We start from the raw sequence: 26,704 nt of genomic DNA on the forward strand, positions 1-26,704 counted from the left end.
ATGAGCACCCACAACAATAATAAACTAACCGTAATTTGTGCCAACATACTCGATTTTGTTGACGACCCTGCCATAGCAGGCGAAAGCGCCCATCGCTATTTTGAGAAAGGCGCGTTAGTTATTCAAAACGGTAAAGTGGTTAACCTTGGTCACGAGCAAGACATACTGCCAAGCTTAGATAAATCAGCCACTATTATTCGCCACGATGGCAAATTGGTTATGCCTGGCATGATAGACACGCACATACATTTGCCACAAACCGAAATGGTCGGCGCGTATGGCGAGCAACTTTTAAGCTGGCTTACAGAATACGCCTTCCCAACCGAAAAAAAGTTTGCCAGTGAAGTGTACTCAAGTGAGGTTTCAAACCGCTTTTTAGATGAGCTACTACGTAATGGCACCACCACCGCGCTAGTCTTTGGTACGGTACACCCACAATCGGTTGATGCGTTTTTTAACGAATCTCAAAAACGTAATTTACGCATGATTGCTGGTAAAGTGATGATGGACCGTAATTGCCCTGACGATTTATCAGATTGCGCGCAAACCAGTTACGATCAATCAAAAGCACTAATAAAAAAATGGCACAATGTTGATAGGTTGAGCTACGCGGTAACGCCACGTTTTGCGCCTACATCAACCCCCGAACAACTGCAAAAATGTACTCAATTATTAGAAGAATACCCTGACACGTACCTGCATACGCACTTATCTGAAAACAAAGACGAGTGTGAATGGGTAAAAGGGTTATTTCCCGATGCCGATGACTACTTAAGTGTTTACGAGCAAGCTAAAATGGTGCGTAAACGTTCGGTATTTGCTCATAGTATTCATTTATCTGAGCGTGAGCTTTGCTGCCTTGCAGATAACAACGCGGCTATTTCGCACTGCCCTACCTCTAACTTATTTTTAGGCTCAGGCTTATTAAACTTAAAAGCCTGTGAAGAGCACGGTATAAACGTAGGCATGGGTACAGATGTAGGGGCAGGAACAAGTTTTTCTATGCTGCAAACAGGTAACGAAGCGTACAAAATTCAGCAGCTTCAAGGTCAAAAATTCTCAGCTTTTAAGGGCCTATACTTAGCAACTCTTGGCGGTGCGCGAGCCCTTGATTTAGAGGGCACCATAGGTAATTTTGCAATAGGTTGCGAGGCTGACTTTATTGTAATGGATTACGCCGCCACCTCGTTTTTAAAATTCAGAATTGGCCATGCAAAAACCCTGCACGAGCAACTCTTTGCCATGATGATGTTAGGCGACGACCGCTGCATTGAACAAACCTACATCATGGGTACAAGCGTGTATAAGCGCGATGATAAAAAACAATTTACAGCCACCCAGACACCGCAATTAGAAGAGGCTTAGCCAATGGAAAATTATTTATTTGAGCTTGCTCACTTAGTACTGCGTTATTTTCATGTAATTGCGGGCATAGCCTGGATTGGGGCATCGTTTTATTTTGCATGGCTTGATAACAACTTACAAACACCACCCCAGTGGAAACAAAACAAAGGCATAAAAGGCGATTTATGGGCCGTGCACGGCGGTGGCTTTTACGAAGTGGCTAAGTATCAAAATGGCCCTGAACAAATGCCACACACCCTGCACTGGTTTAAATGGGAAGCCTACACAACGTGGATCACGGGTATTTTATTATTTAGCCTACTTTATTATGTTGGCGCCGATGTTTACCTAATCGATAACAGTAAAAGTGAGCTCAGTAAATTTGCTGCTATTGGCGCATCGCTTGGATTTATTGGCTTAGGTTATGGTGTTTATCGTTTGTTGTGTAAAACCCCGCTTGTTGAAAACGGCAAAGCGTTTATTGCTGTGGTTATTGGCATATTGGCCCTTTGGACTTACGGGGTCGATCAGCTATTTAGTGACCGCGCGGTTTATATTCATGTAGGTGCGCTTATTGGTACGTGTATGGTTGGCAATGTGTACCACATTATTATGCCAGGGCAACGCTACATGGTAAGCGAAGTAGAAGCTGGCCGCATTCCTGATTCAGCACCGGGTTTAAAAGCAAAGCTGTGCTCTATTCATAATAACTACGCCACGTTACCTGTGGTATTTATTATGCTGAGCAACCACTTTCCATATACCTACAGCCACAGCTTTGGCTGGCTTATATTAATTGCGCTATTTGGCATTGGCATGTGGATACGCCATTACTTTAACTTAAAGCACCAAGGCGTTAATAAACCCTCGGTACTTATAAGTGGTATTGCCGCCTTTTTTGCCTTAATGCTGGCTATAGCTCCGTGGCATAGCAGCCCAACAAATGCAGGCGAAAACGCACCTTTACAAGCAAGCATTACCGACACTCAAGCGTGGGATGTAATCAGCAAGCACTGTACACAGTGCCACAGTGAAACACCTACCTCTGAGCTTTTTCAAACAGCGCCGCTTGGCTTTAAGCTCGACTCACTTGCTGATGTAAAAAAAGCCAGCACGCTTATTCATACCCGCGCAGTTATAACAAAAGACATGCCATTGGCAAATATGACCAAAATGACTGATGCAGAACGCGAAATGCTAGGCTCTTGGCTCACAGCGCTTAAAAAGGAGCAATAACATGAGCGAGCAATTTAAACACTACCCGCGCGATTTAGTTGGTTATGGCTCACAGGTACCCCATGCAAATTGGCCCAATAAAGCCCGCATTGCTGTGCAAGTGGTATTAAATTACGAAGAAGGCGGCGAAAACTGTGTACTGCATGGTGATGCAGCGGCCGAAACGTTTTTATCTGAAATAGTCAGCGCCCCGCATGTAGAAGACCGCCACATAAGCATGGAGTCTATTTACGAATATGGCTCGCGCGCGGGTGTGTGGCGTTTACTTAAACTCTTTAAAAAATACGATATACCGGTCACCATTTTTGCTGTGGCAATGGCCCTTGAGCGCCATCCCGATGTAGCTAAAGCGTTTGTTGATGCAGGGCACGAAATAGCAAGCCATGGCCTGCGCTGGATTAATTATCAACATATAGATATGCAAACCGAGCGCGAGCACATGCAAAAGGCCATTGAGATCATTCAAGCACTTACCGGTAAAAAGCCCAAAGGCTGGTACACCGGGCGTACAAGCCCAAATACTGCTGCCCTTGTGGTAGAAAATGGCACATTTTTATATGACGCCGACGATTACAGCGACGACTTACCCTTTTACAGTATTAAAGAAGGTAAACCACAGTTAATAGTGCCCTACACGCTTGATGTAAATGACATGCGCTTTGCTGCAGTGCAAGGTTTTAATGCCGGCGATCAGTTTTATAATTATTTAAAAGATGCCTTTGATACGCTTTATGAAGAAGGCGACCCACAAGGTGAAAACGCCCCTAAAATGATGTCGATAGGGCTGCATTGTCGCTTAATTGGCCGCCCTGGACGCATTAAAGCCCTCGCACGGTTTTTAGAATATGCCCGCTCTCATGAACAAGTTTGGTTTGCCACGCGCGAGCAAATTGCGGAGCATTGGCTAAAAACCCATCCATACAAAAAGCATAAATGTAATCCAGTAAAATAAAAAAGGCTACTAATACTGGGCTAAGGTCACTTTAGATGTAGTGGTTTACTTAACCATAGGCAGCAAAACCGCTACATAACGCTGGGCCCAGTTTGCAAGCTCTATTCTATTTCGTGAATTTGTTTTTTTGAAGGCACTATACAAATGAGTTTTTACGGTGTGATCACTTATATTAAGTTTATCCGCGATCGTATTATTACTCGCGCCTTGAGCAATTAAATGAATAACCGACTTTTCGCGTTTGGTCAGGTGAGCATAATCGTCTTGCTTTAAAGTAATATCGTCTTTTAAAGAGTTAAAAGAAGAAGCAACTAATAAAATATCACTAAATGCTTTAGAAATTACTTTTCGGGTAAACCACAGTTCATCGGATGTGACCCTAACTAGCCCCTTAAAAATAACTTCTGGCGCATCCGATTTATAAAAAACGCCATTAACATGATTTAATAATAAGTTTTTTTCGCAAACAGCCTCTTGCTCAACATTAAATAAAACAACCTTATGCTTTTTTGCTAAACAAAGTAAATCAGCAGGTAATAAATCAAGCCAGTTATTTTTAGCACCATCAATTAAATATAAATCAAACTTGTCGCGTGCGTCAGGTTTAGGCAATGCATCATCCATTTTTATATCACCAAAAATAGCCTGCATAGTTTTTAGTATAATTGTGTAACTTTCACAGTGAAAAGAAGATTGAAAGGTGGTTTTAACAAATACGGTGTGCGGTTTTAGCATAGATTTCATCCTTGAAACTTTGATACTAGGTTAACTAAAATACCCGATGTTTACAATGCGATTTTAATATTAAGAATAAAGAGAAAAAAGCAGCGAAAAAATTAATACATATAAATAACAATAGCTTAAAAATTAATTTATACTATACCTCATATATTATACTGCTCTGATCTGTTGAGCATTACCTATTAGCTTTATCTCAATACTCAGTACTGAAAAATTATACTGAGCCGTTATTTAAATTTTCCATAAATAACGACCACACTTTAAAACGTTATATTTTTGACTTTAATTTATTGAGTGCATCAACAGAGAAACCACGGTCGTAAAAATATAATATTTTCCCTGTGCTATCTATAAGAATAACGCGCGAATTGTTAGGGCTTTGGTTACCAGTAAATTTTTGCACCGCTTCACCGTCTTTATAAATAGTAATAACACCACCCCATAACTCTTTAGGAATCCCTTTGCGCATACCATTATCAATAAACGTGCTAAACATTCGCGGTGCCATGCCGGCAATGGTAGGTAACTCATAGGTAGGGAGTGTTACACCTGCCATATCTAAACCGATTAACCAGCGATCAATATCAAACTGGCTATCTTGTTTATAGCCTATAAGCAGCAAGGTTTTTTCAGTGTTAAAATCACTCGGAATAACAAATTCTTTCTTCTCTAAGCTTTCGCCAGTAATCGTTGGAAATTGCTTTCCGACAACTTGCTGATTAGGGTATTGCGATGCGCAGCCAGTTATTAAGAGTAACAAAAGCATTGTAAATATTGATCTAATCATTCTAATTAGCCTGTTTTTATAATAAATTTAACTGCTTATACGCTTTAAATAAGATCGTCGATCTTTTTTAAAGCGTTTGCTGTGCTATATACCGTTTAAATTTATCGACCTTCATTGGCCGGCCATATTTCCAACCTTGCCCATAATGTACACCCGCGCTTTTTAACATAGCTTCTTGCTCAGTTGTTTCTATTCCTTCAGCTACACAGGTGTAATTAAACTTACGCACTAACTCCATTATATTAGGGATCATAGACGCCTTTAAACCTTGCGTGGCTATATCTTGTACAAAAGTTCGGTCTATTTTTAACTGGTGGAAACTTAAATTTTGTAAATTTCTTAAATTAGAATAGCCAGTACCAAAATCATCCAGCGACAAATTAAATCCAGAATCAACCAGCGTTCTAAAATGAGCATGTGCAATGCTAGTATCGAGGTACTCGTCTTCGGTTATTTCTAGGCAAATAATAAAGCGTGAATTAATAAGTGCAGGCTCTTGTGTCAACAGCGATACATTTCCAAGCTCTACATCGCAAGGAAATATATTAATAGACACCTTAAAACCCGTTGGTAAATCGTCCAACTCTGTAAGCTCTTTAAGCACTTTTGCTACCATTGCTTGAGTAAACGACCACGTTAAATTATTTTTTCGTATCACCGGAATAAACTCATCGGGGTACAGTGGCCCGTATTTGTCTTTAAACCGAGCTAGCACCTCACAACCAATTACTTTACCTGTGTGCAAACAAATAATAGGTTGGTAAGTCCAATAAAATGAGCCCTTTGCTAAGCCTTTACGCACTCTATTATTAGTAGAACGACTAGCGGCAATTTGATAATCCACTATTAGCGCGCTCGACACACCCGTTAGGCAGGTTAAAATAAGAGAAATGATCAGCAAAAATTGATTGTCAGCGAAAAACTCACTCCATGGTGTTCTAACCGCAACGCAATATCCTTTATTTTTATTGCTGCACATAAGTGCGGTTTCAAATGGTATTTGTTTGTGGCTTACAAGCTCTTTACTCAAGCCGCTTTTACCTGCCAAATGAAATGACTCAGAACCCGTTTTATACGTTATTTCCCAGTACGGTGCTGCAATATTACTGCGACTAATGGCTGCAGTATCCATAATTAAATTATAGTTACCCTGCCTTACAATCACGACCTGCATTATTCGCTCTTCAAAAAGTAAAATTCTTAAGTTTGGCTCAAACCGAACTCTGATGTTATTGTCGTTTTTACTTTCAAGATTGTTACGAATATAGTCGGGGGTTCTATCGTTTATTGGGTTTTTTAGTACACCCGAACCTGTGGTACAAACAAGCTGATTATTTTTAAAAAAGCCGATATCTACAACATACTTGGCATCAAAAAGTGCACGTCGCATTTCAAGCAGGTTTTCGTCGCTACACTCAGAGAAGTTTAATGCATTTAAAGGAAAAAGAATTTGGCGTCGCTCGCTTACAGCAGCGTCTATGTGGTTAACAATTTGCTTTGCATCTTTTTGTATTGCAGCCGCTAATTTGTGCCCAGCAAAATACAATAAAACTAGGCTACCCACTACAAAAACCAAAACACCGGTTAAAACTGCAATTAATGACTTTTGTTGGTATTTTTTCATTATGTCCTTATTGCCTATAAAGCATTCACTATCAGTGTGTTCTCCATCATTGCATAATCAGCCTTAAATGCAAATAAGCTCACAATATTCATAGTATATTGCGTACTTATAATTTAAACATTAGCGTTAATTACGCATCAGCTTCATTTATTAAATTACACACTAAAGCCGCTATTTTTGCATGGCTATTGGCCTCTATATGTACCCCATCAATGGGTGAAACAGAAACGATTTTTTGTAAATCATAAAAGTTGGCATTTTTAATACACGCTACATTTTCAAACTCTTTACTTAAAGCTAGGTTTTTACTCGGTGCGCCCTCGTAAACATGTTTATATTGCCCTAGACAACTAACATAGGGTGGGCTCAATATTATGAGCTTAGGTTGTTTATAACCCTCGTAAAACCCTTCAATACCGTCTATTAAATTTGCTAAGCCATTCCCTATTTGCTCGGCAGTCAATTTAAAGCGCTTTTTTAAATCGTTAGTACCAAGGGCTATCACTATAGCAGTCACAGAGTGTGCTTCTAAAAGCGGTTTTAGATAACTTACCCCCGATAAGTCCCCATTAAATGGTGGATTATTCACAAGCGTACGATTAGGCTGTCCTGCTTCTATAATAGCAAATTGGTCACCTAGCCTTTCTGCTAATACCGACGGCCACCTTACTTTTTCCTCAAAACGCTTTCCCGTTGCGGGGTTTAATCCCCACGTATTTGAGTCACCAAAACATAAAATAGATTTTTTCATTAAAATGGATTCAAAGTGTAACCTTGCTGCTGAAGTTGAGCATGCGCGGTCATAGCAGATAAAGACATGGTAACGCCTTGTATAAGCTGTTTAGGCGTTACTTTAAAGTGAGTAGCCGACTGCCCGCACACAAATACCTGCGTGTTATTTGCCAATAATTGTTTTATTAAGCTCGCGTTTTTATTATCAACGTTAAAGCGTTTTTTATATTCATCGTTCGATAGCACATCTACACTTGCACCACCATGTATAACTAATGCTAACTTAATATTCTCTGGTTTAATGCCATGTGCAACATGCATATTTATAAAGCGGGCAAGTGAGTTCATCGCATTATTTTGCTCGCCTTTTTTAGCGCCATCGGCCACATCAAACGCTATTTTAAATTGAGTCGAATCATTAATCGCTGCATGCTCTGGTACTTTATAGTAATAACCAAAACCGTTAATAGGTTGCTTATTAGCGAAAGATAATGGGCTTAACAACAAAAGTAATAGTAAATATTTCATAAACAACCCTTTGGCTTTTTTAGTGTATAAATAAAGTACCAGATGCTTTGTACAAAAGGCAGTTATTCACGATAAAGTGTGTGAACTTTTATGGTGATGCGTTAAAAAACGCATGCCTAAATAACTAAATGTGTTTTTAAACATCGCAACAAAAGCATCTGGTGCCTCACTCGACGACGCATTCGACAGCAACGAAAAATCTTTACTGCGCAGTAAACGCAACTTTGGTTTTAAATGTTCGTCATCCATGTAATCGGTAATTCTGTCTATGAATGTTTTCATTTGTGTTGTGGTGCTATACCAATACACTGGCGAAGCAAATACCCAATGGTCGTAATTTAAAAGTGATTCAAAAAGTGAGAAAAATTCATCATCAGTGTATTTTTTACTGTAACTGTAAGGCGGTATTTTAAATTCATCTAAACACACAACATGCAGCTCATTTTGCTCAGCAAAACTTTTAACATGTGCGGCTGTGTTACCATTTTTTCTTGCCGATGAATAAATAATAACGGTGTTACGACTAAGTTTTTGTTGCATTTTTCCAGCTCCTTTTTTAATGTTGAAGGGAGCTTAAAACCTCAAGTTATATTGAGGTCAATACATGGAATAAAATTAATGTCTGCTGAGCAAAAAAAGCTGATCGACGCCACTTTAACAGTAGGTTACGTAGCAAAAAGAAGTGGTGTAAAAGTGTCTACATTACACTTTTACGAAACTAAACATTTAATAAAAAGCTGGCGAAACAGCGGCAATCAACGCCGCTACAAACCCGACGTACTTCGCCGAGTGGCCGTTATAAAAGCAGCACAAGCCATGGGCATTTCGCTAGACGATATAAAACAAACACTTGCCTCACTCCCCGATAACCGCACGCCCACTAAAAAAGATTGGTCTGCGCTTTCAAAACGCTGGCAAGCTCAATTAGATGAACGCATAGCGTATATGCAACGCATACGCGACCGCGTAGATGGATGTATTGGCTGTGGGTGTTTATCACTTAAAAGCTGCCCTATTTATAATAAAGACGATCATTTAGGGAGTGAGCAAAGTGGAGCTGTATTGTTAAAAAGTGGTTAAATCACACAATGTGATTAGTGAAAAAACTAGTGACATGAATATTTAATAAATCATTGATTATTAAATGTTCATTCATTAATATATTTCGCTTCAAAGGAAGTAAAAAAAGGATTTTGCAGTGAACCCCACAACTCCGTCATCTCAAAGTGAGCCCAAAAACCCTGCGGCCACTCAAAAACTAGCTCAAGCACTTAAAACAGTTGATAACAAAGAGCTAAAAAGCACAGGCTTTTGGTTAAATCAACTTTTTATGGTTATCTCTACCATATTTGGCGTGTATTTAGCCGCTCAAAGTGGTTTAGAACAAGCTTTAAAATTTGATTCTTTTAGTAAAATGGAAGACAACTATTATCTACGGACTTCTTTATTTGATGAAGTTAACGATAACGTAAATGCCGTTGCGGAATATGCAGAGCGCTTAGCAAAAAGCCCACCAAAATCTGAAATGGAATTTTTTAAACCTACTTTAGAGAAGTACATATGGAAAACAATGCAGTTTTCACGTACTACACTTGAAACACCCAGTGAGTTTTTAACTAAAATTCGTCGGTTTTATTCTCGAGCAGACTTTGTAATCAATGCAGCAATATCAAGGAAAATGTCAGCTAAGCAAGCCGCAATTGAACTAAAAAAAATTACTCATTTAATAAAAGATGAAACATTACCCGCATTAAAACAAAATGCTGAACAGTTAAAAATGGAATTAAAACAAAATGATATTTCTGTTGGATCGCTAAAGGAGCTAAAAAATGCCAACTAAACACTGCCCACATTGTAAAACACACGCTTTAGAAGCTACAAATTACCAAGGTGAAGAAATAGACATCTGCCGTGAATGTGGCGGCCTTTGGTTTGAAAAAAATGAAGTTAATCGCATGATTGACGAAATCAACGATGGTCCTGTCGGTGAGAAATTTGAAACCAGCTTTGGGATTCATTAGGTATTTCAGAACTTGACTGTCCTGATTGCAATAAAAGCTTGGAACGTTTTCATCTTCTAGAAGATTTTCATACCGAAATTGATATTTGTAGGCATTGTGATGGTACCTGGATTGATAAAGATGAGCTTGAAAGCGTTGAAAAAAGTCCAGAATTAAAAGCTACTCTAAACGAGCTAAATCAAAGAACAAGCTGGAAAACGTATTTTTTTCAATTTTTAACTCAAATGCCTGTTGAATATAATATAAAACCTCAGCGAAAAGCATGGGTCACTTTCAGTTTAGTAGCACTCAACACATTAATTTTTGCTTTATACTTTTTCAATAGTGAAGCATTTGGCTTCGCCATTGAGTTTTTTGCCATGACACCGTCAGATATAAGTGAAGGCAATGAAGTATGGACACTACTCACTTGTATGTTTTTGCATGGCTCAATAATGCATTTGCTAGGGAATATGTATTTTTTATATGTGGTAGGTGACAACTTAGAAGATGTTTTAGGGCACAAGCGCTTTTTAATCTGGTATTTAGTGTGTGGGCTAATAGCTTCTCTCTCTAGTTACCTTGTTAGCCCAACATCAGCAATACCTAGTGTAGGTGCAAGTGGTGCAATTGCGGGCTTATTTGGTATGTACTTAATGTGGTTTAGGCATGCCAGCCTCACTTTTATGATTATTATCTACCAGAAAAAACTGTCAGCTGCTTGGTTTTTTGCAATTTGGTTGATTATAAATATATCTGGTGCGTTAAGCGGCCCTGATGGCATTGATTATGGCGCACATATTGGGGGCTTTGTTGCCGGGTTATTGATTGGCTATTTTTTAAAAAATAAAATATTAGAACAAAACCCTATTATTAGATTACTTAACCAAAGCGAAGCACAGTTAAAACGCTAATGTTGTTATTCAACCATCGCCCCACTGATTTAGTTGTTTTTCAGTGGGATCGTTTTTTAAAGGCTTATATTAGCTATTTCCAAATACCCAAAAAACTCTAAAGCAAAAAAATATAAAACTATATTTAATAAAATGCACACCCAAAGTACCGTTATAAAACGCTTTTTTTGTGATTTATGACGCAATAATTGCTGAGCTATTAACGCCCCTGGCCAGCCCCCACATAGTGCTAATAAATGAAGAGTTCGCTCGCTTGTACGAGTTACTTTTTTATTTACCGACTGCTTAGCTTTGTGTTTATCCCACGCATACATAATAAATGTTATGGCACTAATAGCAGTTATATAAGTAGGCGCCAAAATAGTTACGCCCCACTGAAAATGTACAAACCATACTATGGATATAAAAAGTAAGGATAGAATTATTAAGATTTTCTTTATCAAGTAATTATCGCCTATACTGGTCTGTATCAATTCAAATAATAAGAGAATAATTATGACATATTTTAAAGTGCTATTTTTTACTTTGTGCTTTTTAGCTTTTACAACTCACGCAAAAGAACAACCACTTAAACTTGATAAACACCTTAGTGTATTTCAGCCTTATTTAGGCTCGTGGCAAGCTGATTTTGATGTTGCACCAGGCACTAAACCAGTTCAAGACGTAGGCTTATGGGAGCGTGCGCTTAATGGTAAGGCAATAAGAACAAAACACTCTATTAATGAGGGTGAATATGGTGGCGAGTCGATGATTTTTTACGATAGCAAAAAAGACTCATTGGTTTTTTATTATTTTACAACAGCCGGTTTTTATACAAAAGGCACTATAAAAGTACTCAGCCCTACGCAGTTTGTTGCTTACGAAGAGGTTACAGGTAGTAAAGAAGGTATTACTAAAGTGAAGTCGACCAGCGATTTAAAAGATGGGAAATTGGTTGTGTCTACCTCCTATTTAAAAAAAGGTGAATGGACCAAACCAGAGTCACGCATTTATACGCGTAGCAATCAAGCCGTAAAATTCAAATAGCTCCCGGTGCTTACGGCACAAAAAAGGCAGCTTTCGCTGCCTTTTTTGTTAATTATAACGCGATTATTTTGCGAATTTTTTAAATGGTTCGTCCACTGGCGTATTTGCTATGTGGTTAGTGTAGTTGCTCATTACCTTTTGCGATAAACCTACAATAATCTCTAGTAGTTGCTGTTGACCGTAACCCGCTGCAAAAAACTTTTCTATTTGCTCGTCACTAATTACGCCACGTTCACGCGTCATAGCCAATGTTGTTTCACGTAATGTTTCGAGTTTTGCATCTGCAAGCGGTGTTTTATTCACTAAAGCATCGACAATACCTTGGTCAACTTTCATTGACGCTGCAATGGCACTGTGTGCTGGTACACAGTAATGACAGTCATGTTCAACGTTAATTGATTGCCATACCACTGTTAACTCTTCTGCGTTAAATGAAGTGTTTTGAAATAATTCGTGAAGTACTTGGTAACCTTTTAATAGCGTTGGTGCTTCAGCCATTACTGCGTGTAAATTAGGTAACATGCCAAATGCAGCAACTGAATCGGCTAATAAAGGTTTTGACTCTTCAGGTGCATTTTCTGCTGTATATAAAGTAAATTCTGCCATTGTTAGCTCCAAAAATAAGTTGTTTAAGTAACGTCGAAGCACATACTATTTGATTTTGAGCGACCGCTCAAGTTAAAATTGAGCAAATGTTCAAAATAATTGAGAAACAGCATGGTCAACAAAGTTAAATTTGAGCGCGAGACTGTTGTCCGCCTTGCCAGTCAGCTATTTTGGGAAAAGGGATTTAATGCCACTTCGACCCGCGATCTACAGGACGCAATTAATATGCGCCCAGGTAGTATCTATTCTGCGTTTGGCTCAAAGGAAGGGTTGTATATTGAGTCTTTAAAAAATTACACCATGCAAATAGAAGATCAAATAAAAACGTGTTTATTGGCTTCGCCTACTATTATTGGTGGTTTACAAACGTTTGTTGAAAACGTCATCATTAAAGATAAAAAAAATTCCCCGAGCGCCATTTGCATGCTAGTAAAAGCAAATTGTGAGTTTGCCGATGAAGACAGCTGTTTGTATTCATTAAGCCTTGATTTATCAGACAAATTTGAAGATTATTTAAGCGATTTATTTGCACAAGCCATTGCGCGTGAAGAGCTAAAAGGCGAGGTTAGCCCAAAAGACTATGCTCGCTTTTTTAAAGTGCAATTTACAGGGCTACGCGGCTACTTTAACCGCCCGGGTGTTGAAGAGCTTGCACAACCTATGATTGATCAAATGTTTAAAATTATGAGAGCGCTCTAAGCTAAACAACTCAATGAATGACAAAAAACGGCGGTAATACAATTACCGCCGTTTTTTATTTTTAGGAATGATGTACCTGTTAAGTTTTTAACTTATTGAGTTCGCTATCTTGTTGAGCAACTAGCTTATTAAGAACTTCGCTACTATCGCCTGCCTGCGAAGATAAACCAGACAACTGAGATGCCGCATCAGAAATAAGCGTTAAATTACGATTTATTTCTTCTGTTACTAAGCTTTGCTCTTCAGCAGCTGTTGCAATATGCGTTATTTGATTGGTTATTTCATCCACTTTTACAACCACACTGTGCAACGCGTCAAAGGCGACAGAGGTTTCGTCAACCGCATTTTGTGCTCTTACAACGCCTTTTTCTATTACGGTGGAAGCATTACCAACTTCATGCAGTAGGCTGTCTATTAGGTTGCTAATGTCATCAGTAGATGAACGGGTTTTAGAAGCAAGTGCTCGTACCTCATCAGCAACAACTGCAAAACCTCGGCCGTGTTCGCCAGCCCTTGCTGCCTCAATGGCTGCATTGAGTGCCAGTAAATTAGTTTGCTCTGAAATGGTTCTGATCACATCTAAAATTTGCGTTATGTCTTTACTACGCGTCGCTACTTTTTCAACGGCTTGGTTTGCCTCTTTTATTTCTTCAGACATGGTTTTTACTTGCGTCATAGCCGACGACAAGCTCGACTCACTGCTTACCACTAAGCCGTTTATTTCGTCAGCTTGCTGCGCTGATTGCTCTGAAGCTCTTGCTACTTCAAGCGCCGTTGCGCTCATTTCGTTCATAGCGGTAACAACGCTTTCTATTTCTTTAAACTGCGCCTGCACATTATGTTTTGTGTCGATGGCTATATGCTGAGCAATTTCGCCTTGTTGCTTAGTCTGATCTGATACGGCTTTAAGCTCAGCAATTAGGTCGCGTAATTTAGTTAAAAAGCGATTAAAGCCACCAGCCAGTGCAATTAGCTCGGCATGGCTGTCTACATGTAAGGTGTGTGTTAAGTCGCCTTCTGAACTGGCTAGGTTATCAACGCGTTCTTGTATTTGTTCAAGTGGGGCTATAACACCTGCTACAACAAATTTCATAACTACAAAAGCAACACCCGCAATAATTAAGCCGGTTACTAAAATAATAGTGCCCAATGCTGCTGCGGTACTTTGCATATTTTCACTCAAAGCCTGTGGGCCAGCCAGAGCTAAATTTGCAGGTACTTCAATAATGAGCGACCACTGAGTGTCTGCAAGCTTTATATTTATGGGGTAATTAACCAGGTAAGTGTCATCCGCTTTTAAAAGATTGTTTTCACCTCGTACCTTTTCAACTTTACTGGTAATAGTGGATGACATTGCTTCTTTATAAGGCCGGCCAAGCTTGGTTTTGTAGTGGCTACTGCCTACGATTAAACCAACATCACTTAATAAGGTAACCTTAGCTTGACCGTTATACAGCTCTTTTGAAAGCTGCTCTGTTAATTTTTGAAAAACCGGCAACGTTAAATCAACGCCAGATATACCAACAAACCGGCCGTCTCTGACAATAGGAACCGTAAGAGACGTCATCATTTCTGAGTTGCCTGGCGTAATTTCGTATAAGTAAGGTTCCATAATACACGGCTTTACGTTGTCTTTAGCACACAAATACCATTCAGACTCTCGCAGGCCAAATTCATTAAGCTTAGTGAAATATTTTTCGGCAGGGTCGTCTACAACTTGCTGCTCGACCACGCCTTCTTTACTGCGAGTAAAATAAATTTCGAGTGTACCAGCACCGTCAACAGAGTGACTGTAACCGTTTGTAAATTGAGTATCTTTTGAATCATACCCATTTACTTCAAACTGGGAATAGATGGAAGAAAGCGACTCATTATTATTTAAAATGGATTTATTAAGATTAACAACGGATTCGCGGCTAAGTGCGTCATTACCCGCCGTGCCACTTAATATGGCAGCTAGTGAAAAAGGGACACGGTATGCTTCGTTAATAAACCCTGCAATTCTTTCACCGTATACAGCCGCGTTCGCACTTAGTTTTTCTTCAACTTCTGCCACTATGTATTTTTCTGATTGGCTTGATAGCTCATCGTTACTCGACGACAGCTCCCACCACAGAATGCTCGATAGCAGTAACACGGTTATAAATATGCTACCTACTGTAAGCCATAATAGTTTTTTTGCTAACGATATTTCTCGCATTGACCTGCCCTTTGTTTAAACTACAAGTACAGTTTAGACGATTTTACTAATCAAGCTATCGATAACCGCGAACAAAATTTAATTTAATACAATACGTTGAGCTTTAACGCTTAGCCAAAATAGCTGTGGTTATTGAGGCACCTATGAGTAAAGCAACGCTCACCCATAAACATGCTACAAAACCATAAACCTGAAACACCCACCCCGAAAGCACCGTACCCAGTAAACGCCCCATGGCATTGGCCATATAATAAAAGCCAACATCAAGCGATACACCATCGCTTTTAGCAAAGCTGACAATTAAATAACTATGCACAGATGAATTAACTGCAAATACACCGCCAAATATAAGTAAACCTATAATCAAGGTGGCATGCACAGCAACATCAAATTGCATAAGTAGTGCTAAAAGTGCAGTTACACCACTTAATAGCAACACCCATAAATAGGCATGTTTAACGGTATCTACACTTGAATTGCTGGTGCCTGTAATACGCGGCGCTTGCGATTGCACACCACCGTAGCCAATCACCCAAAGTGCCATAAAGCCACTAACCCACCAAAAGTTCCAGTTAAACTGCTGGGCTAAATAAATAGGTAAAGCCACTACAAACCATACATCACGCGCGGCAAACAAGCATAATCGTGCTGCACTTAGTAAATTTATTGCACGGGATTTAGAAAATAACTCTTTAAACTTAGGCTTATTTTTAGCTTTACCCATGTCGCCTTTTAAAAATACAACGCTAATCATCCACGCAATAGTAAGTAGTATAATAAGTGCTTTTAAAGCCCCGACAAAGCCCAATACCGTAAGTAGTAACCCGCCTAAAAAGAAGCCGACCCCTTTTAACGCATTTTTAGAGCCCGTTAAAATAGCCACCCATTTATAAAGCTGGCCTTGGCCGCTTTCTCCCTCAGGCACTAAGTGTTTAATGGCGCTTTTGGCGCTCATTTTATTTAAATCTTTTGCTATGCCGCTAAGCGCTTGCGCCGCCATAATATAAGCCACGGTGAGCCATTCACTTGGCGCGCATAACATGGCAAGCGCCATTATTTGCAGCGCCAGGCCAAAGTTCATGGTTTTATTAAGGCCTAAATGAGCCCCTAGCCAACCGCCCACTAAATTGGTGATCACACCAAAAATTTCGTAAAACAAAAACAGCATGGCAATGGCCAGCGCGCCATACCCTAACTGATGAAAATGCAGCACTACCAGCATACGCAGTGCGCCATCAGTTAAGGTAAATGCCCAGTAATTACCGGTAATAATTAAATACTGTTTTATTGCTGTCGGTAAATTAGCAAGTTGCTCAAACATGGTTAAAGCCCTTTAAACCTTATAAATGGTTAAACCAAGTCGCTTTTAGCAACTTTAAGCATAAGCTCGGCAGTACGATTAGCGTAGCCCCATTCGTTATCGTACCAAGCGTATAATTTAAGCTGGGTATTATTAATAACCATGGTAGAAAGCGCATCAATAATGCTACTGCGTGGATCGGTTTTGTAATCAATCGATACAAGTGGTTTTTCTTCGTAACCTAATACGCCAGCAAGCTCGCTTTTAGACGCCTGAGCAAACCATTCATTCACCTCTGTTGCAATAACTCCACGCTCAAGCTCAAATACACAGTCGGTAATAGATGCGTTAGTTAAAGGTACGCGCACGGCATGGCCATTTAACTTACCTTTTAACTCAGGGAATATATGCGTAATGGCTGTTGCACTACCTGTTGTGGTGGGTATTAAACTAGTACCGCACGAACGAGCACGGCGTAAGTCTTTATGTGGCGCATCAATAATAGTTTGGGTATTGGTAATATCGTGAATAGTGGTCATTGAGCCGTGCTTAATGCCTACTTTTTCTTGTAGTACTTTTACAATAGGCGCTAAACAGTTAGTCGTACACGAAGCCGCTGTAACAATTTTGTGCTCATCTGGGTTATATAAATCATCGTTAACACCCATAACCACATTTAAAATGCCATCTTCTTTTACTGGTGCGGTTACTACAACGCGCTTAACACCTTGTGCTAAATATTGATTTAACAGCTCAGTGGTTTTCATTTTACCGCTGGCTTCTATTACTACATCGCAATCAGACCAATCGGTATCGCTAATGGTTTTGTTATTGGTAACGGCAATCGTGTGTTTAGCCACACTAAAGCTATTTTCGTTTGCTGTAACGCTGTGCGCTAAACGCCCGTGCACTGAGTCAAACTCTAATAAATGGGCATGTGTTTTAGCATCGCCCGCTACATCGTTTACTTTAATAAATTCTACTTCTGGCCACTCTAGTGCTGCGCGCAGTGTTAAACGTCCCATACGGCCAAAGCCGTTAATACCTACTTTAATTGTCATAATAAATACCTTTAGTAAAGTTATATCAATTTGCTTAATTAACAGCAGCTTGCTGCACGCTCTGGGCGATTACCCATTGCATTGAGTCGATTTAAATCGTCGTTATAAAACGCAGAATTTTCGTTTTTGGTTTGTGCTATTACGCTAAGAGCCCACTCTGGCAGGGCTTTATTAATGCTGTAGTACACCCATTGATTTTGCTTACGGTCGCTCAATAAGCCACATTGCCTAAGCTGTGCTAAATGGCGCGACACTTTAGGTTGGCTCAGTTCAAGCGCAGCAACAAGCTCACACACACATAGCTCTTGCTCATGGCTAATTAATAACATGGCTTTTAAGCGCGTATCGTCGGCTAAGCATTTGTAAAATTGAAGTGGGTTGAGTTGTTCCATAGCATCCTCGTTTAGTTAGTGTGCATACAATAAAACAAAATTAGAATATATGAAATAGTGAATATACGATTTTTCGTATGTTTATTTAAAAGCCCGCTTCAATTAATGTGATCTCTAGTAAATTGCAGCGCACAAAAAAGCCCAGTGGCAAACCACTGGGCTTTTACAATGCTAAGTAATCAGTTAATTAAATAACCGAAAGCTCCACTTCAATATTACCGCGTGTAGCATTTGAGTATGGGCATACTTGGTGTGCTTTATTTACCAACTCTTGCGCTGCTGTTTTATCCATATCACCGAGTGATACAGCTAATTTAACTGCAATGCCAAAACCGCCCTCAATCGCGCCAATAGATACTTCAGAGTTAATGTGTGTATCACTTGGTAGCGCAATTTTTTCGCTACCTGCTACAAATTTTAGTGCACCAATAAAGCACGCTGCATAACCAGCTGCAAATAATTGCTCTGGGTTTGTGCCTTGTCCATCGTCGCCACCTAGCCCTTTTGGGGTTGATAAGTTTACATTTAAACGGCCATCGTCTGATTTAGCTACACCTTCACGGCCACCGGTTGCAGTTGCTTTTGCTGTGTAGGCAACGTTTTGTAATACATTCATAGTGAACTCCAAAGTTTATCAATTAATTTATTTTGCGTGCAAAATAATAGACCAAGTAATTAGAGATTGCAAATACTTTGCATGCAAATTAAAATGTTTTTTGAGTTGAAGGTATTAACGCACTAGGAGTTGGGTATGTCATTTGAGCAACTAAAATTAAAAAATCAGCTTTGTCATAGGTTATATATGGCATCAAATAGCATTGCACGTGCTTACCGTGAGCCTTTAGCTGCACTTAATTTAACGTATCCGCAGTATGTAGTAATGATGGCACTGTGGGAGCAAGATGAAGTAACCATTGCGCAGCTAATAGATAAAACCGCTATTGATGGCGGCGCTATGACCCAAATACTCAAAAAAATGACCGAAAAGTCTCTGCTGGCCGTTATTAAAGACGAACACGACAAGCGTAAACGCCTAATTCAGCTTACCCAAAGTGGGCAAGCCCTTAAAAACGAAGCTGCTGATATTCCAAAAAATATTTTATGTAAGTTTGTAAGTGTAGACCCCACACAAGCTAAACAGCTTATGCAGCTACTTGATTTAGTAATAAGCGATTTAACAACTAAAAACGATGATGGGTTAGCCAACTAACGCGGTTATTTTTTGTTGAATAAACGCCCTAAATGCGCTGATCACCGGGGTCATTTGGCGCCGGTCGGCGTACATCATATAAAGCGGTAGCGGATCGCTTTGCCACTCGGGGCATAAATGAACGAGCTGCCCGCATGCTAAATCATCAATAACATCTAAGTACGACTTATACGCAATGCCTTTGCCCTCTAGCGTCCATCGCCTAACCATTTCGCCATCGTTAACTATGTGTTGGCAATTTAGCTGCACTTTTTGCACTGCGCCATTTTTATAAAATCGCCACTCTTTAAACACTTCGCCAAAGCGCATAAAGGTAATGGTGGTGTGCTGCGTTAAGTTAAGTGGATGTGTAAGCAATCCATTGTTTGCTACATATTCAGGAGAGGCAACTAAAATACGCGCATTATTTAAAAAAAGCGGCGCTGCAATTAACTGCGAATCTTTTGGTACACCAAAGCGCAGTGCAATATCAATTGATTGGCTGTAAATGTCGCTTACTTCGTCACTTAAGTGCAGTTTAAGTTTTACATGCGGGTATTGCGCTAAAAACTCATTAAGCCATTCACTTAGTTTATTACGCCCTAAATCGCATGGGGCCGATACCTGTAGTGTCCCTGTTACTTCGCCCACAGCGGTTTGTACTGCAGCTACCCCTTGTTGAATAAGCGAAAGTGAATCTTTGGCGTAACTTAAAAACTGCTCCCCTGCCACACTTAATCGTAAGCTGCGGGTAGAGCGAATAAACAGCACGTTTCCTAAATCTTTTTCTAGGCGCTTAATAGCTGCACTTACCGCCGCTGGGGTTTGCGCGTTTTGCCGTGCGGCTTCAGAAATACTGGCGCAACTAGCTACATCTATAAAAGTTTGAATATCGTTAAATGATCGCATATTTTCAATTAAAATTTGAAAGTGCTTTAGTTTTTCATGTCTTTTTCTATTTTTCAACTGAGCTATAGTGTTTGCATATTAAAAAGTACTTAAAATCATCAGGAACCCACATGAAAGCACTTGGCTACACCAAAAACTCTAAAACACTCACACCCAACTCTATACAAGCAATTGAGCTTGATACCCCAACCGCTACAGGGCACGACCTACTTATTGAAGTAAATGCTATTTCGGTAAACCCTGTAGATACAAAAATACGTGCAAATGTAGCGCCAGAGCAAGGCTACAAAGTATTAGGTTGGGACGGCGTAGGCGTTGTAAAAGCCGTTGGCGAGTCGGTTTCGTTATTTAATGTGGGGGATCGTGTATTTTACGCCGGCGATTTATCGCGCCAAGGCAGTAATGCGCAATTTCAATTAGTTGACGAGCGTATTGTAGGGCGTGCGCCTAAAACATTAACCGACGCACAAGCCGCAGCGCTGCCGCTAACCAGCATTACCGCCTACGAAATGCTGTTTGATCGCCTGCAAGTGCCAAAAAATAAGCAAAATACTCAGCAATCTATTTTAGTTATTGGCGCCGCAGGTGGCGTTGGCTCTATTTTGGTACAGCTTGCCAAGCAGCTTACTGGGCTAAAGGTGGTAGGTACTGCATCACGCGAGCAAAGCGTAACTTGGCTTAAAGAGTTAGGAGCCGATCACGTGCTCGATCATTCTAAAAACTTAAACGAGCAGCGCAAAGAGCTAGGTTTAGCTGAATTTGATTACGTTATTGGCTTAACTCATACCGACCAATACCAAGACCAAATAGTGGAGTGTATTAAACCCCAAGGTAAATTTGCGCTAATAGATGACCCTACATCGTTCGATATTTTAAAATTTAAGCGTAAGTGTATATCGGTGCATTGGGAGTTTATGTTTACTCGCTCGCTATTTACTACAACCGATATAACAGCGCAGCACACCTTACTTAATGAAATTAGTGAGCTGATAGACGCAGGTACACTTAAAACCACTCTTGGGCAAAATTTAGGCCCAATTAACGCCGCTAATTTATATAAAGCACACCAAATTTTAGAATCGCACACCTCACGCGGTAAACTTGTTTTAGAAGGCTTTGAAGCATGAACCAGATTAAAAAAATACTTTTAGTTGCAGCCTGTAGCACTGCGTTTTTAACCAGCAGTGTGTTTGCTAATACCGCTAATCAAAATGCTGATTTAAAAACAGTAGCCACATTCGACGCGCAGCACCCACCGGGTAATATTGCTATTACGCCCTCGGGTCGTAAGTTTTTATCGGTACATGGTTTTTACGGCCAAAAACAAAAAATTATGGAGCTATTAAGCGATGGCACCACCAAACCCTACCCTAATGAAGAATGGGCATACGCGTATAAAAACGGCAAAGGCTTTTACGACGTACTTGGCATAAATGTATCTGCCGATGGCGTATTATGGATGCTTGATACATCAGGCCCTGATCATGCTGGGCGTTTAGTCGGTTGGGATACCAACAAAGAGCAGCTGCATAAAATAATTTATTTAGCTAAACCCACCATTACCGACACCTCGTTTTTAAACGATTTAGTTATCGATAATAAACACGGCGTTGTATACATTGCCGACACCGCACAAGGCAGCCAAGCCGCTATTATTACCGTAAATTTAAAAACAGGTGAGGCGCGCAGAGTATTACAAAATAGCCCATACACCACAGCCGAAAATATCGATATGGTCATTGAAGGGCGCACCATGAAACTAGGCGGCCAACCAGCACGTTTAGGGATAAACCCAATCACACTCGACCCAAGCGAACAGTGGCTTTACTTTGGCTCCATGTCGGGCACATCGGTTTACCGTATTGCCACAAGCGATATTAACAATAAAAGCCTGAGCGCAAGCGCCCTTGAAAGTAAAGTAACGCGTTACGGCACTAAACCCATTTCCGACGGCATTATTGTTGATGGCGGCGGCAATGTGTATGTTACCGACATAACCAACGGCGCAATTGGCGTGGTAAAACCAAGCGGTAAATACCAGGTATTATTTAAAGACGAGCGCTTAAGCTGGCCTGATGGCTTTAGTTATGGCGCCGATCATAAAATATATTTTACCGTAGATGAACTTCATCGCTCGCCAGTATTAAATAACGGTAAAAATGCCAGCCAAGGGAAATTTAGTGTGCTGTCGTTCGAGCCGCTAGTAAAGGGTAAAGTAGGGCGCTAAATACAGCGTATAAACCATACGCCACGCACCCGCTGCGTGGCTTTTTGGTGCAACTTTTAAGCCTTTCAGCCCCAAAATGGTGCTAAGCGCTCAAAAGTTATTTTTAGTGTTTTAATAAATATCTGATTTGTATTCATAAAATATTCAATTAACAGTTGGCATAATTCTTTCAAAGTACAGATGTGTTCAGTGAAACTTTCAAGGAAAATACCATGGCTAACCTATACCACACCCTTTACCTACTATGGCGTTTAGACATTAGCGTATGGCAGGTAAACGATCCGAGTAATACCCATACTACGTGCGACAAAGAGCGAGTTTATAGCCGATAAATTTAGTATTTATAGGCTTTGCAAGCGCGGCCATTGCGTTGTATTGTTAAGTAACTAAAAACAATATGATTGGAACGTGTATGCACGCCTTAGAAGTAAATTTTGATGGCTTAGTTGGCCCTACTCACAACTACGCGGGTTTATCGTATGGTAACGTTGCCTCGTTAAATAATGCGGCAAGTTTTTCAAACCCTCAAGAAGCTGTGTTACAGGGCCTTGAAAAAATGAAAGCCATGCACGACAAAGGCCTAACACAAGGTGTGTTTGCGCCCCATGCACGCCCCGATTTAAACGTACTACGTCGCCTAGGTTTTACCGGCAACGACTCGCAAGTTATTCATAAAGCATTTAAAGCCGACCCTATTTTATTGCGCGCGTGTTATTCGGCCTCTGCAATGTGGACCGCCAATGCCGCTACTGTTTCTCCATCGCCAGACACCCTCGATGGCAAAGTGCATTTTACGTCAGCTAATTTAAACAATAAGTTTCATCGCTCCCTAGAGCCTGCTACAACTACCCGCTTACTAAAAGCCATGTTTAATAACGATAGCTACTTTGCACACCACACGCATTTACCCGATCAGGGCTTTTTTGGCGACGAAGGCGCGGCTAACCATACCCGACTTTGCGACAGCCACGGCGAGCAAGGCCTAGAAATGTTTGTATTTGGTGCAAGTGCCTTTAACAGCCAATTACCAAAACCGGCTAAGTTTCCTGCAAGGCAAACACTAGAAGCTTCAGAAGCCATTTGCCGATTACATAACTTAAAAGAATCGAGCCAAATTTTACTGCAGCAAAACCCAGATGTTATAGACCAGGGCGTGTTTCATAACGATGTAATTGCAGTAGGTAACGCAAACGTATTGCTTTGCCACCAGCAAGCATTTTTAAACCAACAAGATGCCCTGCAAGAAATTCGCGATGCCTACACCGGCAGCAAACAGCTATACATAATTGAAGTACCTACCGATAAAGTAAGCATTAGCGATGCAGTAAGCAGTTACTTATTTAATAGCCAATTAGTAAGCCTAGATGATGGCTCAATGCTATTAGTAGCGCCACAAGAGTGCCAACGTAATAGCGCAGTAAACGCCTACATTGAAGAAATGATTTTAGCCGATAACCCAGTCAACCAAGTGCAGTTTTTTGACCTGCGCCAAAGTATGCAAAATGGCGGCGGCCCTGCCTGCTTACGTTTACGCGTAGCCCTTAACCAACAAGAGCTAAGCGCAGTAAACCCAGAGGTTATTTTAACCGATACTAAATACACTCAGCTTTGTGACTGGGCAAAACGAAACTACCGCGATAAGTTAGGTGCAAGCGACTTTGCCGACTCAGCCCTACTTACCGAAAGCTACCAAGCACTGGATGAACTAACCCAGCTGCTTAATTTAGGCTCAGTGTACGACTTTCAATTAGAAGGTTAATACTCGTCAGCAAAAAGCTAATACAAAAATAGCGAGCCAAGGCTCGCTATTTTTATTTGTGTTTGTGCTAATAGAGTTTAAATACCTTTATTAACCGTTACTGCCGATGCCATCGACTCAGATATATGCAACGTACGCTGCGGAAACGGAATGCTCAGCCCCGCACCTTCTATAGCCTCTTTAACGCGTTTATTTAAATCCCACACGGTTTGCCAGTAATCGCCATTTACAGCCCATGCACGTAATTGAATATTTACTGCGCTTTCGCCTATTGAGGTAACCATTACTTTAGGCGCTGGCTCGGCGAGTAATCGGCTTTCTGATTCGGCAACTTCTTTAAGTACATTTAAGCCAACATCAATAGAGTCGGCGTACGAAATTCCCACCACTATATCCATGCGCCTTTTACCGTTGCGGGTAAAGTTTTTAATGTTGCCGCCCCACACTTTACCGTTAGGCGATGCGATATAAAGGCCGTCGGTGGTTTTAAAAATGGTCGTAAATAAGTTTATTTCGTTCACTGTGCCAAGCGTGCCGCTCGCATCTACAAAATCGCCTATTTTAAATGGCCTAAGTATTAATAACATAATGCCGGCTGCAATATTACTTAAGGTGTTTTTAAGCGCCAAACCAATCGCTAAACCCGCCGCGCCCATTAGCGCTATTAAACTTGCCGTATTAACGCCAAAAATATCTAAAATAAACAGCCCAGCAATTATGTAAACTAAATACCCCGCAATGCTCGATAAAAGCGGCAGTAACGTTTCGTCTACTTTTTTTAATGGCGACTTAGAATTTTTAATCGCTTTTTTAACCGAACGCGCAATAAGTGCACTCGCAACTAAAATAGCCAAGGCTAATACCACTTTGTAACCTAAAGTGATGATTGTTTCTGAATGGCTTTGCCAAAACACAATAAGTTTATCTTTCATACATATTCCAACTATGGGCTGATTATCAGCAAGAATTAAATCTATACACTTCAAAAGAAGTGGCGGGAGTATATAGTAAAAATTTTAAAGCGATAGCATTAAAATAAGGGGAAGGTGTGCCTACATCAGCAAATTAATTGGGCAAAGTTTTTCTTTTTTTCGCTTAAATTTTCACACTTAAAAACTTAGTGCTCACAAACTAGTTAACCTATGGCGTGCATACTTTTGTTCAAAAATACGCAAAGTAAAATAAAGATTAATTTCAAGTAACTATTCTAAAACCTGTTCAATCTAAATTCAGCTTAGCTCCTCTACAATCCGCTTTATAAACTAAAGGAGTAAATCATGAATTTTAAATCAACATTAGTCAGCAGCGCCGTTCTTTTTGCATTAGCCGGGTGTGGCTCTTCAAGTGATGACAATGACACAACACCGCCACAATCTAGCGACAAATCAACCTTTAGCCTTGGTGTGTCAGATGCGCCGGTTAGTGGTTTAAAAGCGGTTAACGTCGTGTTTGACTCAATCACTATTAAAACACAAGGCGATGAAGAATTTAGTTTTGAAACCCGAAGTGAAGCTGACGCATCTCAACCACAAATGGTTAATTTGCTCGATTACACCGGGGACGATGTTTTTGAGCTGCTTGACGATCAAGAAGTGCCAGCAGGCGAATACTCGTGGATCCGCGCTCAAGTTATAAATGGCGATACTAATAACCTTAGTTTTACATCTCACGTAGTATACGAAGACGACAGCATTGCTCCGCTCGTGGTAAAAAGAAAAGGGAATGATGGTGTAGGCGAAATACAACTCGATGGCTTTACACTCAACCAAACTGATAACGACTTTGTTTTAGAATTTGACCTAAAAAAATCGCTGGTCGATCCCCAAAATAATGAGGAGATCTTTTTAAAACCTAGAGGCGTACGATTACAAAATATTTCTGAGTCACAAGAAATTGAAGGCACAGTAAGCCAAGCGCTTATTAATAACTGTGAAACAGACAATATCGCCACTGCTGCTGCAGATTCAACGTTTGGACACGCCGTATATTTATATTCATCAGATGCTCAAACACCCAAAGATATATACGAAATAGATGAGCAAACCCCAGAAGATGCCCCACTTGCGACCGCAAATGTTGTATTTGATCAAGACGATAACCAATATGAGTTTGAGCTTGCTTTCATTACACCGGGAGACTACCAACTAGGCTATACGTGCACCGCACATATAGACGATGCAGAGCTAGAAGATACTGATTTCACTGTTTATCAACTTAAGCAAATTAGTGTACCGCAAACTGAGGACCTTTCAGTTAGCTTTGACATAACACAATAAACGTATAGCGCACTTTAAGGTGCGCTTTTTTTATAAAAAGTATAACAAAAACGAACACTCTACCTTTGCAAAAACCCATTAAAGCCACTCACCTAACATCATCCAAATAATTCATTCGTAAAGTGACCTGCATTCAAGCCCCGTTAACCCAGAACTGGTACAGTTAATAGCACGTATTAGTTAAACCGTTCTTATCATTTTG

Annotated in this window: 29 protein-coding genes; 14 read left to right on the forward strand and 15 right to left on the reverse strand. The window is 40.3% G+C overall.

The genetic code is table 11. The annotated features are described in order from the left end of the window. Genes guaD through puuE form a run of 3 tightly spaced genes read left to right on the forward strand, consistent with a single transcriptional unit; the run spans position 1 to position 3,532 of the window. Entirely contained in the window at positions 1 to 1,365 is a 1,365-nt protein-coding gene (gene guaD / locus R0J88_RS02630) for a guanine deaminase (RefSeq protein WP_410898988.1), read from the forward strand. 3 nt (positions 1,366 to 1,368) lie between these two features. Further along, positions 1,369 to 2,580 (forward strand): urate hydroxylase PuuD, encoded by a 1,212-nt coding sequence (locus R0J88_RS02635; protein WP_410898989.1) that lies wholly within the window; start codon positions 1,369 to 1,371, stop codon positions 2,578 to 2,580. A 1-nt stretch (position 2,581) separates the two neighbouring features. After that, entirely contained in the window at positions 2,582 to 3,532 is a 951-nt protein-coding gene (gene puuE / locus R0J88_RS02640; RefSeq protein ID WP_410898990.1) for an allantoinase PuuE, read from the forward strand. 45 nt (positions 3,533 to 3,577) lie between these two features. Here the strand turns inward: puuE and R0J88_RS02645 are convergent, their stop codons facing one another. The 6 genes from R0J88_RS02645 to R0J88_RS02670 form a co-directional block, all read right to left on the reverse strand. Continuing rightward, complete coding sequence (locus R0J88_RS02645) at positions 3,578 to 4,267, reverse strand: response regulator transcription factor (RefSeq protein WP_410898991.1); 690 nt, start codon at positions 4,265 to 4,267, stop codon at positions 3,578 to 3,580. Positions 4,268 to 4,541: 274 nt separating this feature from the next. After that, on the reverse strand, positions 4,542 to 5,060 hold the full coding sequence (locus R0J88_RS02650; protein ID WP_410898992.1) for a hypothetical protein: 519 nt from the start codon (positions 5,058 to 5,060) through the stop codon (positions 4,542 to 4,544). Between the two features lie 67 nt (positions 5,061 to 5,127). Continuing rightward, positions 5,128 to 6,684 (reverse strand): EAL domain-containing protein, encoded by a 1,557-nt coding sequence (locus R0J88_RS02655; protein WP_410898993.1) that lies wholly within the window; start codon positions 6,682 to 6,684, stop codon positions 5,128 to 5,130. A 130-nt stretch (positions 6,685 to 6,814) separates the two neighbouring features. Then, entirely contained in the window at positions 6,815 to 7,435 is a 621-nt protein-coding gene (locus tag R0J88_RS02660; RefSeq protein ID WP_410898994.1) for an SGNH/GDSL hydrolase family protein, read from the reverse strand. Continuing rightward, positions 7,435 to 7,944 carry a DsrE family protein gene (locus R0J88_RS02665; protein ID WP_410898995.1) on the reverse strand — a complete coding sequence of 170 codons (510 nt, stop codon included), beginning with the start codon at positions 7,942 to 7,944 and terminating at the stop codon, positions 7,435 to 7,437. Before R0J88_RS02665 ends, R0J88_RS02660 begins: the two co-directional genes overlap by 1 nt. A 66-nt stretch (positions 7,945 to 8,010) precedes the next feature. Further along, on the reverse strand, positions 8,011 to 8,484 hold the full coding sequence (locus R0J88_RS02670) for a flavodoxin family protein (RefSeq protein WP_039037509.1): 474 nt from the start codon (positions 8,482 to 8,484) through the stop codon (positions 8,011 to 8,013). Positions 8,485 to 8,562: 78 nt separating this feature from the next. Between R0J88_RS02670 and soxR the strand changes: the two genes are divergently transcribed. The 4 genes from soxR (at position 8,563) to R0J88_RS02690 (ending at position 10,858) form a co-directional block, all read left to right on the forward strand. Next, the gene (gene soxR, locus R0J88_RS02675) at positions 8,563 to 9,024 is read left to right on the forward strand and encodes a redox-sensitive transcriptional activator SoxR (protein WP_058429932.1); all 462 of its coding nucleotides are present in this window, start codon (positions 8,563 to 8,565) and stop codon (positions 9,022 to 9,024) included. 118 nt (positions 9,025 to 9,142) lie between these two features. Beyond that, entirely contained in the window at positions 9,143 to 9,784 is a 642-nt protein-coding gene (locus R0J88_RS02680; RefSeq protein ID WP_039037507.1) for a hypothetical protein, read from the forward strand. After that, positions 9,774 to 9,965, forward strand: a complete 192-nt coding sequence (locus R0J88_RS02685; protein WP_410898996.1) for a zf-TFIIB domain-containing protein — start codon at positions 9,774 to 9,776, stop codon at positions 9,963 to 9,965. The genes R0J88_RS02680 and R0J88_RS02685 overlap by 11 nt, the downstream gene beginning before the upstream one ends. 38 nt (positions 9,966 to 10,003) lie before the next feature. Further along, positions 10,004 to 10,858, forward strand: a complete 855-nt coding sequence (locus R0J88_RS02690) for a rhomboid family intramembrane serine protease (RefSeq protein WP_410898997.1) — start codon at positions 10,004 to 10,006, stop codon at positions 10,856 to 10,858. A gap of 56 nt (positions 10,859 to 10,914) precedes the next feature. Here R0J88_RS02690 and R0J88_RS02695 read toward each other — a convergent pair whose 3' ends face one another. Then, a complete protein-coding gene (locus R0J88_RS02695; RefSeq protein WP_410898998.1) occupies positions 10,915 to 11,301 on the reverse strand; it encodes a DUF1294 domain-containing protein in 387 nt (128 codons plus the stop codon). A gap of 52 nt (positions 11,302 to 11,353) precedes the next feature. Here R0J88_RS02695 and R0J88_RS02700 point away from each other — a divergent pair, with 52 nt between their 5' ends. Next, the gene (locus R0J88_RS02700) at positions 11,354 to 11,884 is read left to right on the forward strand and encodes a hypothetical protein (protein ID WP_006794431.1); all 531 of its coding nucleotides are present in this window, start codon (positions 11,354 to 11,356) and stop codon (positions 11,882 to 11,884) included. 63 nt (positions 11,885 to 11,947) lie between these two features. Here R0J88_RS02700 and R0J88_RS02705 read toward each other — a convergent pair whose 3' ends face one another. Beyond that, entirely contained in the window at positions 11,948 to 12,490 is a 543-nt protein-coding gene (locus R0J88_RS02705) for a carboxymuconolactone decarboxylase family protein (protein ID WP_410898999.1), read from the reverse strand. 111 nt (positions 12,491 to 12,601) lie between these two features. Between R0J88_RS02705 and R0J88_RS02710 the strand changes: the two genes are divergently transcribed. After that, positions 12,602 to 13,189 (forward strand): TetR/AcrR family transcriptional regulator, encoded by a 588-nt coding sequence (locus tag R0J88_RS02710; RefSeq protein WP_410899000.1) that lies wholly within the window; start codon positions 12,602 to 12,604, stop codon positions 13,187 to 13,189. 79 nt (positions 13,190 to 13,268) lie between these two features. Here R0J88_RS02710 and R0J88_RS02715 read toward each other — a convergent pair whose 3' ends face one another. From R0J88_RS02715 to R0J88_RS02735, 5 genes are all read right to left on the reverse strand, one after another. Next, positions 13,269 to 15,389, reverse strand: a complete 2,121-nt coding sequence (locus tag R0J88_RS02715; protein WP_410899001.1) for a methyl-accepting chemotaxis protein — start codon at positions 15,387 to 15,389, stop codon at positions 13,269 to 13,271. A gap of 103 nt (positions 15,390 to 15,492) precedes the next feature. Then, complete coding sequence (arsJ, locus tag R0J88_RS02720; protein ID WP_410899002.1) at positions 15,493 to 16,710, reverse strand: organoarsenical effux MFS transporter ArsJ; 1,218 nt, start codon at positions 16,708 to 16,710, stop codon at positions 15,493 to 15,495. Positions 16,711 to 16,739: 29 nt separating this feature from the next. Beyond that, positions 16,740 to 17,750 (reverse strand): ArsJ-associated glyceraldehyde-3-phosphate dehydrogenase, encoded by a 1,011-nt coding sequence (locus R0J88_RS02725; RefSeq protein WP_410899003.1) that lies wholly within the window; start codon positions 17,748 to 17,750, stop codon positions 16,740 to 16,742. Positions 17,751 to 17,788: 38 nt separating this feature from the next. After that, positions 17,789 to 18,142, reverse strand: coding sequence for a metalloregulator ArsR/SmtB family transcription factor (locus tag R0J88_RS02730; protein WP_006794425.1), 354 nt, complete (start codon positions 18,140 to 18,142; stop codon positions 17,789 to 17,791). Positions 18,143 to 18,329: 187 nt separating this feature from the next. After that, complete coding sequence (locus R0J88_RS02735; RefSeq protein ID WP_004587024.1) at positions 18,330 to 18,758, reverse strand: organic hydroperoxide resistance protein; 429 nt, start codon at positions 18,756 to 18,758, stop codon at positions 18,330 to 18,332. Positions 18,759 to 18,893: 135 nt separating this feature from the next. Between R0J88_RS02735 and R0J88_RS02740 the strand changes: the two genes are divergently transcribed. Next, positions 18,894 to 19,352: a MarR family winged helix-turn-helix transcriptional regulator gene (locus R0J88_RS02740; RefSeq protein WP_410899004.1), complete on the forward strand. Its 459-nt coding sequence runs from the start codon at positions 18,894 to 18,896 to the stop codon at positions 19,350 to 19,352. On the opposite strand, the gene R0J88_RS02745 is transcribed toward R0J88_RS02740, so the two are convergent. Then, on the reverse strand, positions 19,341 to 20,240 hold the full coding sequence (locus R0J88_RS02745) for a LysR family transcriptional regulator (protein WP_410899005.1): 900 nt from the start codon (positions 20,238 to 20,240) through the stop codon (positions 19,341 to 19,343). The genes R0J88_RS02740 and R0J88_RS02745 overlap by 12 nt on opposite strands. 110 nt (positions 20,241 to 20,350) lie before the next feature. Between R0J88_RS02745 and R0J88_RS02750 the strand changes: the two genes are divergently transcribed. From R0J88_RS02750 to astB, 3 genes are all read left to right on the forward strand, one after another. After that, positions 20,351 to 21,367, forward strand: coding sequence for a zinc-binding alcohol dehydrogenase family protein (locus tag R0J88_RS02750; protein WP_410899006.1), 1,017 nt, complete (start codon positions 20,351 to 20,353; stop codon positions 21,365 to 21,367). Continuing rightward, positions 21,364 to 22,467 (forward strand): L-dopachrome tautomerase-related protein, encoded by a 1,104-nt coding sequence (locus tag R0J88_RS02755; protein WP_410899007.1) that lies wholly within the window; start codon positions 21,364 to 21,366, stop codon positions 22,465 to 22,467. Before R0J88_RS02750 ends, R0J88_RS02755 begins: the two co-directional genes overlap by 4 nt. 412 nt (positions 22,468 to 22,879) lie before the next feature. Beyond that, positions 22,880 to 24,226: an N-succinylarginine dihydrolase gene (gene astB / locus R0J88_RS02760; protein ID WP_410899008.1), complete on the forward strand. Its 1,347-nt coding sequence runs from the start codon at positions 22,880 to 22,882 to the stop codon at positions 24,224 to 24,226. Positions 24,227 to 24,303: 77 nt separating this feature from the next. Here the strand turns inward: astB and R0J88_RS02765 are convergent, their stop codons facing one another. Beyond that, entirely contained in the window at positions 24,304 to 25,158 is an 855-nt protein-coding gene (locus tag R0J88_RS02765) for a mechanosensitive ion channel family protein (RefSeq protein WP_006794419.1), read from the reverse strand. A 345-nt stretch (positions 25,159 to 25,503) separates the two neighbouring features. Here R0J88_RS02765 and R0J88_RS02770 point away from each other — a divergent pair, with 345 nt between their 5' ends. Next, complete coding sequence (locus R0J88_RS02770; protein WP_410899009.1) at positions 25,504 to 26,502, forward strand: DUF4382 domain-containing protein; 999 nt, start codon at positions 25,504 to 25,506, stop codon at positions 26,500 to 26,502. Positions 26,503 to 26,704 lie beyond the last annotated feature (202 nt).

Source organism: Pseudoalteromonas sp. SIMBA_162 (assembly GCF_046535955.1).
Taxonomy (GTDB): Bacteria; Pseudomonadota; Gammaproteobacteria; order Enterobacterales; family Alteromonadaceae; genus Pseudoalteromonas; species Pseudoalteromonas marina.